This is a genomic window from Pseudomonas sp. NPDC089408, assembly GCF_044749445.1.
Lineage (GTDB): Bacteria > Pseudomonadota > Gammaproteobacteria > Pseudomonadales > Pseudomonadaceae > Aquipseudomonas.
Genome location: NZ_JBIVHY010000011.1, coordinates 111,203 through 124,098 on the forward strand (window position 1 = coordinate 111,203; position 12,896 = coordinate 124,098).

Consider the following 12,896-nt stretch of genomic DNA (forward strand, 5'->3'; position numbering starts at 1 on the left):
ATCAGCCGACTGCAAAAGGACTACCGCGTATGATCTACCGCCCCCTCGGCCACAGTGGCCTGCAGGTTTCCGCCCTTACCCTGGGCAGCATGATGTTCGGCGAGCAGACCAGCACCGAAGACGCGCTGCGCATCATCGACAAGGCCTGGGACCAGGGCATCAACTTCATCGACACTGCCGACGTGTACAACGCCGGGCGTTCGGAAGAAATTGTCGGGGAAGCGGTGGCCCGCTATCGTCAGGACTGGATCGTCGCCAGCAAGGTCGGCTTCGGCCCGGCCGACGGCCTGCCCAACCGTAGCGGGTTGTCGCGCAAGCACATTTTCAACGGCCTGGAAGCCACGCTCACCCGCATGCGCATGGATTACCTGGATATCTACTACCTGCACCGTGAAGACCACAAGGTGCCACTGGAAGAGACGGTTCAGGCCATTGGCGACCTGCTGCGCCAGGGCAAGATCCGCTATTGGGGGGTGTCCAACTTCCGTGGCTGGCGCATTGCCGAGGTCTGCCATATTGCCGAGCGCCTCGGTGTGCCCAAACCGGTGGTCAGCCAGCCGTTGTGCAACATCGTCAACCGCCAGGCCGAACCCGAACAACTGACTGCCGCTGCCGCCCATGGCCTGGGTGTGGTGCCGTTCAGCCCGCTGGCGCGTGGTGTGCTCAGTGGCAAGTACGCACCGGGTGCGGTGCCGGATGCCAGCAGCCGCGCCGGGCGCCAGGACAAGCGCATCATGGAAGTGGAATGGCGCCAGGAATCGCTGGCCATTGCCCGGCAGATCCAGGCGTATGTCGAAGCCAAGGGTGTAGGCATTGTCGAGTTTGCCATTGCCTGGGTACTGAACAACTCGCGGGTCAGCTCGGCGACCGTCGGGCCACGGACCGAGGAACAGTGGGATACCTATGGCGGTGCGCTGGCGGTGAAGATCACGGCGGAGGATGAAGCGTTCATCGATTCGTTGGTGACGCCGGGGCATGCGTCGACGCCGGGGTTCAATGATGTGGGGCATTATGTGACTGGGCGGCTTGCAAGGCCTTAGCACGTTGCAATCTTCTCCGGTGCGCTTGTGAGCTTAGTTGGCCTTAAGGCATTAACTTACAAACGCTCTCACAGCGTTTTGATTACGTGCCAGAATATCAGCCGTGACACTGGCACTCCATCCTTGAGTAACATCAGCACCGTAGCCCAACTGCCAGAGCATGGTCAGCGCCATCTTCTGCTTGATCACTTTTCCCTCCTTACCCACCTCTTTAATAAGCTGATGCTGCACAAATTCATTAACAACCTTCGCTCTCTTTTCCGGAGTCATTTCATTGATATCAAGCTGCTTGGAAAAATCATCCCAATGCTTTTTTTCCGAACCAGCGTCCCAGGGTCTCCTCGCGAGTCGCTCCGTACGTTCCGACTGGACCTGATGAGCTGATGTACGTCGTGATTTTACGGAAGTGGTAGACAGGTCAATAAAAGTACTGGTTGCCAGTAAAGTCGGGTCATCAATCGAATCTATTGCCAGTCGACTAAGGGGACGACGGAGTGGGGCACGATTTCGGTAGCGAATAATTCTAGCAGACGAATGACCGCTAGGATCGACACGATTTACAGGATCACCCCCGCAATATGCATAACTATTCAACCCTCCTTTATCGAATGGACTGAAGCTGTCCGGGCTGGCGAAACGCATGAGCGAGCAGTGATAGCAACGAACTCCGTTACCCAGAATATAGCTTTCAAGAAACGCATCAATCGCCTGACCGTTAAACCCGAGCAACGTACATGTGCGGGCATTGCCTGAATAACCATATGCAGTATAAGCGCGAGGCATGGTGATACTGCTAGTGCTATGACCCTGCCCGTGACGGGACGACTCTGTTATCATATTTGGCTTATTCATCGCCCCGCCCTCGCTATGAAACCTACAAGACACAGCAACATTGAGACCTTAATTGTGGATGGTTTTAAGTTGCCCCGAAACTGTTAGAACTGCCAGTTCACGTTGACTTAAACTTATGCTTGTTGATTGGGGAGCCCAACGCCGGGCTCCCGGTCCCCCCTTTCCCCAATCATCCCGGTATCGTGCGCCCCAATGGTTTTCCTCCTTTGGAGCTGCGATGAAATTGCTACAACCGCTGCAAATCGGCCCCCTCACCCTGGCCAATCGCGTGTTTATGGCGCCACTCACCCGCCTACGCAGCCTGGAGCCGGGTGACGTCCCCACCCCGCTGATGGCCGAGTACTACCGCCAACGCGCCAGCGCCGGGCTGATCATCACCGAAGCCACGCAGATCTCCTTCCAGGCCAAGGGCTACTCCGGCTCGCCGGGCATCCACAGCGCCGAACAGATCGCAGCGTGGAAGCACATCAACGAGGGTATCCACGCCGACGGCGGCCATAGCGCCGTGCAGGTCTGGCACACCGGGCGGGTGTCGCATACCTCGCTGCAGCCTGGCGGCGAAGCACCGGTGGCCCCCTCGGCACTGCCAGCCGGCGCGCGCACAACCCTGCGTGACGAGCAAGGCAACCTGATACGAGTCGAAACCTCGGCACCGCGTGCATTGAGCGAAGCGGAAATTGCCGAGATCGTCGCCGACTTCGGCCAGGCAGCAGTCAACGCCCGTGAAGCCGGGTTCGATTTTATCGAGCTACACGCTGCCCACGGTTACCTGCTGCACCAGTTCCTTACCCCGAGCGCCAACCAGCGCGACGATCGCTACGGCGGCAGCGTTGAAAACCGTGCGCGCATCGTGCTGGAAGCGGTCGATGCGGCGATTGCCAACTGGAGTGCCGAACGTGTCGGTATCCGGGTGTTCCCGCTGGGTGGTTTCAATGGGGTGGACAATGGCGAAGACCAGGAGGCCGCAGGCCTGTACCTGATCCGCGAACTGGCCAAGCGCAACCTGGCCTACCTGCACCTGTCCGAGCCGGACTGGGCCGGTGGCAAACCCCTGCGCGACGAGTTCCGTGAAGCGATCCGTGCGGCCTACCCGGGGGTGATCATTGCCGCCGGTGCCTATACTGCCGAGAAAGGCGAAGACCTGATCGGGCGCGGCTTGATCGATGCCGTGGCATTCGGGCGCAGCTACATTGCCAACCCGGACCTGGTCGAGCGGCTGCGGCTGCAGGCGCCGCTGAACGAGCACCGGGCGCAGTTCGACTATGCCAACGGGCCTGAGGGATATACGGATTATCCATTCCTCAAGCAGGCTTGATTGAAACGGGGCCGTTTTTAGCTGGCGTGTGCAACCAACCAAAGGTCGGCTGCACACGCGTAGGGCTGTTACTCGGCACGCACCTGTGCAGCCTGCATGCCCTTTTGCCCTTTTTCAGCAACGAAAGAGACCTTCTGGCCCTCTTTCAGCGACTTGAAACCGTCCGACTCAATGGCTTTGAAGTGAACGAAAAGGTCATCGCCACCGCCATCCGGGGTGATGAAGCCGAACCCCTTCTCATCGTTGAACCATTTGACCGTACCGGATTGTCTGTTGGACATGCTCTGAATCCTCGAATGCTGTTGGGTGCGCGAAGTGGCCATGTCAATCGACCGGCCTCTGCACGTTATAGAGTGGGCGATATGGAGCAATCTGGCCACTGGCATTTCTCCCAGTAGGCCTGCACACCGCCCACACCGTGCGCACTACAGCAAATCAGCCAAGGCCTGCGCCGCATAGGCATGCGACCGCTGCCGTGCCAGCGGGTCATGCATACGGCAGTCGATCATCAACTCATCTGCCGCGGTCTGCTCGATCAGCGAGCGCAGCCCTTCCCTTACCCGCTCAGGGCCACCGGCCACGGTGCAGGCCATTACCTGTTCCAGCACCGCGCGCTCATGCTCCGGCAAGTGTTCGACATAGCCTTCCTGCGGCTTGGGCAACAAGCCAAAGCGCCCGACATGCAGGTCGAGCATCCACTTGCGGTGGGAGCTGGCCAGGTAATCCGCTTCGGCATCGCTGGCCGCAGCGAAAAGGTTCATGCCAACCATCACATACGGCTTGGCCAGTTGTGCCGAGGGCTGGAAGTTGGCGCGGTAATGGGCAATCGCCTGCAGCAGGTAACGCGGGGCAAAGTGCGAGGCGAACGCATACGGCAGGCCAAGCTTTGCTGCCAGGTCGGCGCCGAACAGGCTGGAGCCGAGGATCCACACCGGCACCTCGTGCTTGCCTGGCACACCCCGCACCCTACGCTTGCCATTGTCGGCCAGGTAATCACGCAGTTCGGCGATGTCCTGGCTGAAGTCGCGCTCCGGCGCGGCGCCGCGCAGGGCACGCACGGTGGGCCCGGAGGTGCCTGGCGCGCGCCCAAGGCCAAGGTCGATACGGCCCGGGTGTAGAGTGTCGAGGGTGCCAAACTGCTCGGCAACCACCAGCGGTGCGTGGTTGGGCAGCATGATCCCGCCAGCACCGACGCGGATATGCCGGGTGGCGTTGGCCACTTCGTTGATGACCAGCGACGTGGCCGCCGAGCCAATGCCCGGCATGTCGTGGTGTTCGGCGATCCAGTAACGGCTGTAGTGCTGTTGCTCGACATGCCGCGCCAGTTGGCGGGATTCTTCGATCGCGTCGGCAAAGGTCTTGCCTTCGCCGATCATGACCAGATCCAGTACGGACAGTGCAGTCATGGGGTCTCCAGAGGGATTATCAGTGGCTGCCAGTTTCCCGGCTGCGCCGCCAGTGATAAACCCGGTTTCAGGCCCGGCATAGGGGCCTGACAGTCCCCAATCAGGATTCCCAGGGCACGCCCGCCTCCCAACTGGCCACCAGCAGGTCGATGAAGCCGCGTACCCGCGGGGACAGGTGGCGCTTGCTCGGGTACACGATACGAATCGGGTCTGCCGGTGGCCGGTAGGCTTGCAGTACTTCCACCAGGGTGCCGGCGCGCAGGTCGTCGCCGGTGATGTAGGTGGGCAGGTGGATCAGCCCGAAACCGGCCCGGGCACCGTCAAGCATGGCCTCGGAACTGTCGATGTTCAGCCGCCCGGGGTCTTCGCACAGGTGCAGGCCGGCTTCGGTGTGAAAGCGCCAGGGCATGGCCTTCTCGCCGGCGAGGAAGGCGATTTTGTCGTGGCCGTAGAGGTCACCGGGCACCTGCGGCACGCCACGCGCCTCGAAGTACGCGGGTGAAGCACAGGTGACAAACTGCTGCCAGGCCACGGTACGGGTCAGCAGCTGCGAATCCTCTTTGGGCGCACCGATGCGCACAGCAACGTCGATGCCCTCCTCGACCAGGTCGACAAAACGGTCGGTAAAACGGATGTCGGCGCGCAATTCGGGCCATTGCTTGAGGTACTGGTCCAGGATGGGCAACACATGGCGCTGGCCCAGTGACAGCGGCGCAGTCAGGCGCAGGGTGCCGGTGGGTTTGCCACGGCGCTGGGCCATGGTGCTTTCCACCTCGTCGAGGTCGTCCAGAATCTGCCGCCAACGCTCGAACGCCACCAGGCCTTCGTCGGTCAGGCTCAGCTTGCGCGTGGTGCGGTTGAGCAGGCGCACGGCCATGCGCGCTTCCAGGCGGGCGATGCTTTTGCCAACCGCCGAACGGGTCAGGCCCAGGCTGGCGGCGGCCGCGGTGAAGCTACCGGCCTTCGCGGCGCTGACAAAGGCGGCGATGTCGCCGAAGCGGTTGGGTTCCATGAGTAGGTCCTGAAGCGGGTAGGCCGCTGTAAATGGGTACGTATTTGCTAATTGCAAGCGCTGCACAGCCTTTGTAGGAGCGGCCTTGTGTCGCGATGGGCTGCGAAGCAGCCCCGGCAATTTGTGCATCTGCGCGCAAACCCTGGGGCTGCTGCGCAGCCCATCCGACCGGTCCGGCGCCCCGGCAAGGCCGCTCCTACAAGGATCCTCGCAGGCGACGTGGCAGGCTTGCCGACAAGGTCGATCAAGCAAGGACCTTGATCACCAGCAAATGCACCGGATAGAACAGGTAACCCCAGCGCCCCACCGCAGGCACCCGCCAATCATCGTGCCGCAACAGCAGCATGCCAACCGGAATCGCCAAGGCTGTAGCCATCAGGGTCAGTAGGGTAAACGGCGCCAGCAGATGCCCCAGCAACCAGCTGTTGGTCAAATTCCCGCCCATGGCCAACAGGCAAGGCAGCAACCAGGCAACCCCGCGCAGCCGGCGCGCCATCAACCACGCTGCCGGCAGCAATACGCCTGGCAAGCCGTACATCAACTGCTCGCTGAACCCCCACCCGACCAGCAGGCCTGCGAAGCCCAGCACACGCGCCGATAGCAAAGGATGATGCACCGCCCAGGCAATAACCAACCCCAGCACCAGTGTCGGCATCACACTGAAGGTTTGCACGCCACTGTCCAGCCAACGGTAGGCAGGCTCCGACAGCAGCGTGAACAGCAACATCAGCCCCAGGTAGCGCACGTTGCCCCGGGTATACAGTGCCCCGGCCCTGACGCGCCCCACGTTCACTGCAATCGCCAGACAGAACAGCGGAAACGCCAGTCGGCCAAGCACGAACAGGCCATCAGCTTCAGGCCACAGGAAGCGCAAGTGGTCGGCGACCATGGTCAACATCGCCATCCACTTGACCAGGTCCAGCCCGGCCGAGCGCATGCCTTAGCGCCCGCGCTCGATCGGGCTCACGCCCAGGTAGCGTTCGGTCCATACGGCCAGCGGCAAAGGCGGTTGCTGTTCCATGATGCGCCGCCAGATCAACACAAGGTCTGCACCACTGAACATCGAGCCGGGCCCTGCGCCTTTGAACATGGACGGCACATCGACAACCCAGTGCCCCTGGCTGTCACGGTGGGCCATGTTGAAACGAAAGGTGTAGTTGCCCGGGATACCCATGCGCAGGTCGGTGACCACCAGCGCATCGCCGATCTGGTCGTAGCGCAACCAGTCATCGGTGAACCAGCGCAAACGCTGATGAAGGGGGTCATTGGCCAGCGCTTGCGCCAGCTGCAGGTTACGCGGCAAGCGCTGCATCTCTGGCGCTTGCCGGTCGAACCCGCTGCTGATGCCTTCGTAATAATCGCCTTCTGGTGTCTTGGCCAATACCCGCCAGACCAGGCTGTTGAACGCAATCGGCACGGCGCGCACCTCGCTGGCCGCGATACCTTGCTGGTCCAGCGCCGCCTGAAAGCGCTGCTCGGCCGCCATGCGCCCGGCGAGGCCGAAGCCGAGGTAGGCCGTGCTGAACACCAGCGCCAGGGTCAACAGGCGTGTGGCCCTTGCGGTCACGCCCTTGCTGATGGCGTAAATGACGGCCGCCAGCAGTGGCACGGTGTAGATCGGGTCGATGATGAACACCGCCGCCCAGCTTTGCGGGGTGCCTTGCAGCGGCCAGAACAGCTGCGTGCCGTAGACCGTGAAAGCGTCGAGCAACGGATGGGTAATGAGTACCAGCCAGAACGCAAGAAACAGCCTGGCCAAGGTATAGCCCTTGTCAGGCCAGCATTTGTTCACCAGCCAGGCCAGCAACAAGGCCAGCCCCGTGAGCACGAACAGCGAATGGGAAAAGCCGCGGTGGTAGGTCATCTGCGACACCGGGTCGGCATAACGGATGATGACGTCGAGGTCGGGCAGCGTGCCTAGCGCCGCGCCATACAGCAGCGCGCGACGGCCTTGGATGCGGCCCAGTACAGCGCCTTGCAGGGCGGCGCCGAGAACGGCTTGGGTGATGGAGTCCAAGGGAGGCGTTCCTGAAAAGGTGGTTGCTGGAAACTACCCTCAACCAAGCCTGATGCGCAATTCCCCGCCTTGTTGCCGGATGCAACACCCAACCCTCACGCTATACCCTGACGCGATCGTTGTAGGAGCGGCCTTGTGTCGCGATCGGGCTGCGCAGCAGCCCCGACTACCTCGAACCAGATCAAGATAGCCGGGGCTGCTGCGCAGCCCGATCGCGACACAAGGCCGCTCATACAACGATCCCCTGAAGCTTCAAAATGTGACGTAAACCTGTCAGAACAGCTGCCAGGTATACACCAGTGTCAGGCGGTTCTCGTCGATGTCGCTGCGGTAATTAGACCGTGCCATGGCATTGCGCACCCGAATCCCCAACCCCTTCAACACCCCGCTCTGCACGGCATAGCCAATGTCCAGGTCACGTTCGCGATCACGGCCCTCATACCCCAGCCCGGTATCGACATTGTTACCGGTAATGTAGCGCACCGTTGCCGTCAGCCCCGGTACGCCCATGGCGGCGAAGTTGTAGTCATAACGCACCTGGTACGAACGCTCGTCGGTGTAGGCAAACTCATAGGTCGGCACCTCGTTACCCAGCGGCGAGATATTGGCAAATACCCGCGGGAACGGGCTGTCGCCGTAGATCGCCTGGTAGCCGGCATGCAGGCTGTGCCCGCCATGGCGGGCAGTAAACATCGAGAAGAAGGCCTGGTTGTCGATGTTGCCGAGCAAGGCATCGCCCTCCTCGCGCGCGGTGAAGTAGCCCAGGTTGGTACTGAGCACCCAGTTGCCCACTGGCTTGCTGTGCTTGACGCCGACAAAACCCTGCTCGTAGAGGTCCTGCAGTTGCCCATACCACAGGCTGACACTGCTCTGGTTGGCGTTGAACGCATAATCGCCACCCACGTAGTTGAAGGCATCGCTCTCGGCCTGGCGCATTGGCACATGGCCAAGCATGGCGTTCATCTTGCCGTCGCCGCCTTCGTTGCGCAGGTGGGTGCTTTTCAGGTGCCCGGCCTGCACCGTCAGGCCGTCGATTTCTGCCGAACTGATGCTGGCCCCTTGGTAAGTGGGCGGCAGCAGGCGGATATCGCTGAAGGTCAGCACTGGCAGGTTCGGTTGCAATTCGCCAATGCGCAGTTCGGTTTTCGACAAGCGCACTTTGAGGGTGGGTGCCAGCCGGCTGTATTCGTCGGCGGCGCGACCATCGCCATGCACCGGAAGCAGGCCGGTGTTGACCCGGTCGGGGCTGCTGTCGAGCTTGATACCCAGCAGGCCCAGCGCATCTACGCCAAAACCGACCGTACCGGGGGTGTAGCCGCTCTTGAAGTCGAGGATGAAGCCTTGGGCCCACTCCTCGGCCTTGGACTGCCTGTTGGCCCCGACAATGTCGGAAAAATCGCGGCTGAAATAGTAGTTACGGGCGCTCAGGGTAGCCTTCGAGTCCTCGAAGAAGCCGCCTTCGGCAGCTAGCAACGGTTGGCTGAGCAAAGTCAGGCCCAGGGCGACGCAAGGGGTGTGATTCATTCCGAAGCTCTCTTGATCTTGTTTTTATGGGTAAAGCGTTGGGAACACGGCGGTTCAGGGTGTACGGCGCAGCACCTCCCGGGCTGATGGCTGGCGCAACCTGAGCAGCGCGTGGGTCAGCAGGCCGAACAGCAGCCCCCAGAACGCTGCCGACAGGCCAAGGAAGGCCACGCCCGAAGCGGTGACCAGGAAGGTGAACAGCCCGGCATCACGCTCAGCCGGTTCCGCCAGGCTGCGGGCCAGGGCCTCGCTGATGGCGCCATACAGGGCCAGGCCAGCCAGGGCGGCGATCAGCGCAGCAGGAAAAGCCGCGAACAACGACATCAAGGTGGCCCCGGCAATGCCCAGCAGCAGGTACAGCGCACTGCCGGCCACGGCTGCCACATAGCGCCGGCGGGGGGTTTCATGGGCTTCATGGCCGGTGCAGAGGCTGGCGGTCACCGCCGCCAGGTTCAGCCCGTGGCAACCGAACGGCGCCAGTGCTGCACCGGCCAGGGCACTGGCGCGGATCAACGGGCTGGCCGGGGTGTCGTAGCCGGCGTTGCGCAACACCGCCATGCCGGGCATGAACTGCCCGGTCAACGCCACCAGCACCATCGGCAGCGCCAGGCTGAACACCGCAGGCAGGCTGAACCGCGGGGTGACCCACTGTGGTGACGCCAGCTCCAGCACCAGCGCCTCGCTGCGCAACGCCCCACTGGCCAGCGTCACCAGCGTGCCGACGCACAGCACAGCGGCCACCGCATATCGGGGTTGCACCCGGCGCATCAGCACGTAAGTGACGAACATTCCCAGCACCAGCACAGGCTGCACCGGCAAGGCGCGAAACACCTCGATGCCGAAGCTGAACAGGATGCCGGCCTGCATACCGGCGGCAATGGACCCTGGCAGGCGCGCGATGATGCGGTCGAAGGCGCCGCTGATGCCGATCAGCAGCAGGACCAGGTTGGCCACCAGGTAAGCGCCCACCGCCTGCTCCAGGCCCAGTTGCGGCAAGGCGGTGACCAGCAGTGCGGAGCCTGGGATGGACCACGCGATCACCACCGGCACGCGGTAGCGCAGGCTGAGCAGCGCACCGAGTACTGCACTGCCCATGGACACTGCCCACACCCAGGACGACAGTTGCTGGTGCGACAGGCCGGCGGCTTCGGCGGCGTGGAAGATGATCACCAGCGGGCCGGCGTAAGAAATCATCGTGGCGATGCAGCCGGCGACGATGGCGGACAGTGAACTGTCCTTGATCAGGGTTTTCATCAAGCTTCTCGCAAGGCAGCGGCCGGCCTTGGTGGCTGGCTTTTGTTCTTGTGTTGGCTTCTTCGCGGGTGAACCCGCTCCCACAGGTACGGCGCACGTGCTAAAACCTGTGCAACCCCTGTGGGAGCGGGTTTACCCGCGAAGAAGCCAACTCGGAAATTCAGGCTTCCTGCAGCGCCCGCGGCCGCGCACTGCGCTGTTCATCCGCCCCGCCCTGGGCCAACTGCAACTGGAAGTCGAACTTCAGCTCGGCATGCCGCCCCGCCGTACCCTCGACAAACACCACCTCGCCCACCAACCCATCCCGCGTGGCGTAGGCAAAGTCATCCCACAGGTATTTGTCCCCCGACAGGTTGATCTGCGTGGTCAAGTGCCGATGCCCCGGCGCCGAAATGAAGAAGTGCACATGCGCCGGGCGCTGGCCGTGGCGGCCTAGCAGGTCCAGGCATTCCTGGGTCGGGCCTTGCGGGTCGCAGCCATAGCCCGACGGCACGATCGAGCGTGCGCGGTAGCGGCCTTCGCTGTCGGTGACGATGCGCCGGCGCAGGTTGTATTCGGACTGGCCCTGGTCGAAGAACGAGTAAGTGCCGCGGGTGTTGGCATGCCACAGGTCGACTGTGGCACCCGCCAGCGGCTGGCCGTGTGGGTCAAGCACCCGCCCCTCCAGGTACATGACCGTGGCCACACCTTCCTCGCTGCCGTCATCCATGCGCACTTCACCTTCTGCCATGGGCGCACCCGCCACGTACAACGGGCCTTCGATGGTACGCGGGGTACCACCGGCCAGCCCGGCCTGCGCGTCCTTGGCATCCTGCAGCAGGTCGAGGAAGTGCTCGATGCCCAGCCCCGCGACCAGCAGCCCGGCTTCGCCGCGCCCGCCCAGGCGGTTGAGGTAATCGACGGCGTGCCAGAACTCGTCCTCGCTGATTTCCAGGTCTTCGATCAGCCGGGCGGTGTCCTGCAGCATGCGCTGCACAATGCGCTTGAGGCGCGGGTTTCCGGCATCGTTGCCAAAGCCTGCGGCCTCCTCGAAGAACCGCTGTACCTCGGCAGTGTGGGAAATCTTCACGGTCATGTGGGCTTACCTCATGTTGTTTTTCTGGATTTACGCCTGCGCCGCAACCGCCTGAGCGTGGCGCCGGCCACTGGCCAGGTGCACGGCCATGGCCAGCGCGGCAATGGCGCCAGGGATGGCGAAGGCGATGAAATTGAGTTGCAGCGGCAGGTTGATACCCATCAGGGCGCCGCCCAGCAGCGGGCCGACAATGGCGCCATTGCGGCCAATGCCCGACGCCCAGCCCAGGCCGGTGGAGCGCACCGACAGGCCGTACATTTGAGCAGCGCCGGCGTACAGGAGGATTTGTGTGCCAATGGTGGTGGCGCCGGCAATGAAGATCAGCAGGTACAGCACCGGCATCGGGCTGTTTACCCCCAGCAGGCTGATCGACAGCGCCGCAGCAATGAAGAACGCCACCTTGACCTTGACCAGGTTGTAGCGGTCGCCCAGCCATCCGCCGAGAATTGCACCGGCCATGCCACCAAAGTTCAGTGCCAGCAGGAACGACAGGCTTGAACCCAGGCTGTAGCCGGCGTTGGCCATCAGTTTCGGCAGCCACGAGCTAAGCGCATAGACCATCAGCAGGCAGCAGAAGAACGCCAGCCACAGCGCCAAGGTGCGAATGGCTAGGCCGTTGCGGAACAGTTCGAGGACGGCGGTGAACTTGCCGGCCCTTTCGCGGGACAAGCCCGCTCCCACAGACAAGCCCGCTCCCACAGGGGCGACCAGCACATCATCAGGTTGTACATCGCAGCCTGGGTCCAGGCGCTTGAGCAGCTTGCGTGCCTCGTCGCCACGGCCCTGGCGCACCAAAAAACCGATCGATTCCGGCAGGTAGTAGAGGATCACCGGCAACAGCAACAGCGGCACAGCGGCAGCGAAGAACATCGACTCCCAGCCGAAACGCGGCAGCATGAAAATGCCGACGCCTGCCGACAGCATGCCGCCGAGCGAATAGCCACTGAACATGATCGCCACCAGCGTGCTGCGCAGGCGCTTGGGTGCGTACTCGTTCATCAGTGCCACGGCATTGGGCATCAGGCCGCCGCAGCCCAAGCCGGCGATAAAGCGGTAGATGCCGAACTCACTGGGGCTGCTGGCAAAACCATTGAGGATGGTCGCCCCCGAAAACAAGGCGAAACAGATGGCAATACCCTTCTTGCGCCCGATGCGGTCGGCCAGGCTGCCGAATGCCAGGGCGCCGAACATCATGCCGAACAGCGCATAGCTGCCCAGCGCACCGGCCTGCAACGGGGTCAGGCCCCACTCTTTCATGATCACCGGCAGTACCACGCCGTAGATGAACAGGTCATACCCGTCGAAAATCAGCAGCAGGCCGCACCAGGCCATGACCATCCAGTGGAACGGGGTAAAGCGCGCGTTATCGATGATCGGGTGTACGTCAAGGGTTCGCATGGC

General features: G+C 62.6%; 12 protein-coding genes. 2 read left to right on the top strand and 10 right to left on the bottom strand.

The genetic code is table 11. The features are described from left to right. Positions 1-29: 29 nt before the first annotated feature. Entirely contained in the window at positions 30-1,040 is a 1,011-nt protein-coding gene (locus ACIP02_RS18305; RefSeq protein WP_400618796.1) for an aldo/keto reductase, read from the top strand. Positions 1,041-1,091: 51 nt separating this feature from the next. On the opposite strand, the gene ACIP02_RS18310 is transcribed toward ACIP02_RS18305, so the two are convergent. Next, positions 1,092-1,823: an RHS repeat-associated core domain-containing protein gene (locus ACIP02_RS18310; RefSeq protein WP_400618799.1), complete on the bottom strand. Its 732-nt coding sequence runs from the start codon at positions 1,821-1,823 to the stop codon at positions 1,092-1,094. Between the two features lie 286 nt (positions 1,824-2,109). On the opposite strand from ACIP02_RS18310, the gene ACIP02_RS18315 reads away from it, so the two are divergent. Then, on the top strand, positions 2,110-3,207 hold the full coding sequence (locus ACIP02_RS18315; protein WP_400618803.1) for an alkene reductase: 1,098 nt from the start codon (positions 2,110-2,112) through the stop codon (positions 3,205-3,207). A gap of 68 nt (positions 3,208-3,275) precedes the next feature. On the opposite strand, the gene ACIP02_RS18320 is transcribed toward ACIP02_RS18315, so the two are convergent. The 9 genes from ACIP02_RS18320 to ACIP02_RS18360 all read right to left on the bottom strand — a co-directional run bounded on the left by ACIP02_RS18320 (position 3,276) and on the right by ACIP02_RS18360 (position 12,893). Beyond that, positions 3,276-3,488, bottom strand: coding sequence for a cold-shock protein (locus ACIP02_RS18320; protein ID WP_016499620.1), 213 nt, complete (start codon positions 3,486-3,488; stop codon positions 3,276-3,278). A gap of 144 nt (positions 3,489-3,632) precedes the next feature. Continuing rightward, positions 3,633-4,613, bottom strand: coding sequence for an LLM class flavin-dependent oxidoreductase (locus tag ACIP02_RS18325; protein ID WP_400618807.1), 981 nt, complete (start codon positions 4,611-4,613; stop codon positions 3,633-3,635). Between the two features lie 100 nt (positions 4,614-4,713). Then, positions 4,714-5,625 carry a LysR substrate-binding domain-containing protein gene (locus ACIP02_RS18330; protein WP_400618810.1) on the bottom strand — a complete coding sequence of 304 codons (912 nt, stop codon included), beginning with the start codon at positions 5,623-5,625 and terminating at the stop codon, positions 4,714-4,716. A gap of 244 nt (positions 5,626-5,869) precedes the next feature. Beyond that, complete coding sequence (locus ACIP02_RS18335; protein WP_400618813.1) at positions 5,870-6,562, bottom strand: TraX family protein; 693 nt, start codon at positions 6,560-6,562, stop codon at positions 5,870-5,872. A 3-nt stretch (positions 6,563-6,565) separates the two neighbouring features. Continuing rightward, complete coding sequence (locus ACIP02_RS18340; RefSeq protein ID WP_400618816.1) at positions 6,566-7,642, bottom strand: metal-dependent hydrolase; 1,077 nt, start codon at positions 7,640-7,642, stop codon at positions 6,566-6,568. Between the two features lie 273 nt (positions 7,643-7,915). After that, positions 7,916-9,166, bottom strand: a complete 1,251-nt coding sequence (locus tag ACIP02_RS18345; protein WP_400618819.1) for an OprD family porin — start codon at positions 9,164-9,166, stop codon at positions 7,916-7,918. A 54-nt stretch (positions 9,167-9,220) separates the two neighbouring features. Continuing rightward, positions 9,221-10,420: a benzoate/H(+) symporter BenE family transporter gene (locus ACIP02_RS18350; RefSeq protein WP_400618822.1), complete on the bottom strand. Its 1,200-nt coding sequence runs from the start codon at positions 10,418-10,420 to the stop codon at positions 9,221-9,223. A 160-nt stretch (positions 10,421-10,580) separates the two neighbouring features. Further along, on the bottom strand, positions 10,581-11,495 hold the full coding sequence (catA, locus tag ACIP02_RS18355) for a catechol 1,2-dioxygenase (RefSeq protein ID WP_400618825.1): 915 nt from the start codon (positions 11,493-11,495) through the stop codon (positions 10,581-10,583). 30 nt (positions 11,496-11,525) lie between these two features. Then, positions 11,526-12,893, bottom strand: coding sequence for an MFS transporter (locus tag ACIP02_RS18360; RefSeq protein ID WP_400618828.1), 1,368 nt, complete (start codon positions 12,891-12,893; stop codon positions 11,526-11,528). Between the last annotated feature and the right edge of the window lie 3 nt (positions 12,894-12,896).

Bases quoted from the DNA above. Each gene is read 5' to 3' on its own strand.
- ACIP02_RS18315 (WP_400618803.1), top strand. From the start codon at position 2,110: ATGAAATTGCTACAACCGCTGCAAATCGGCCCCCTCACCCTGGCCAAT.
- ACIP02_RS18305 (WP_400618796.1), top strand. From the start codon at position 30: ATGATCTACCGCCCCCTCGGCCACAGTGGCCTGCAGGTTTCCGCCCTT.
- ACIP02_RS18335 (WP_400618813.1), bottom strand. From the start codon at position 6,562: ATGCGCTCGGCCGGGCTGGACCTGGTCAAGTGGATGGCGATGTTGACC.
- ACIP02_RS18360 (WP_400618828.1), bottom strand. From the start codon at position 12,893: ATGCGAACCCTTGACGTACACCCGATCATCGATAACGCGCGCTTTACC.
- ACIP02_RS18345 (WP_400618819.1), bottom strand. From the start codon at position 9,166: ATGAATCACACCCCTTGCGTCGCCCTGGGCCTGACTTTGCTCAGCCAA.
- ACIP02_RS18350 (WP_400618822.1), bottom strand. From the start codon at position 10,420: ATGAAAACCCTGATCAAGGACAGTTCACTGTCCGCCATCGTCGCCGGC.
- catA (WP_400618825.1), bottom strand. From the start codon at position 11,495: ATGACCGTGAAGATTTCCCACACTGCCGAGGTACAGCGGTTCTTCGAG.
- ACIP02_RS18320 (WP_016499620.1), bottom strand. From the start codon at position 3,488: ATGTCCAACAGACAATCCGGTACGGTCAAATGGTTCAACGATGAGAAG.
- ACIP02_RS18310 (WP_400618799.1), bottom strand. From the start codon at position 1,823: ATGCCTCGCGCTTATACTGCATATGGTTATTCAGGCAATGCCCGCACA.
- ACIP02_RS18325 (WP_400618807.1), bottom strand. From the start codon at position 4,613: ATGACTGCACTGTCCGTACTGGATCTGGTCATGATCGGCGAAGGCAAG.
- ACIP02_RS18330 (WP_400618810.1), bottom strand. From the start codon at position 5,625: ATGGAACCCAACCGCTTCGGCGACATCGCCGCCTTTGTCAGCGCCGCG.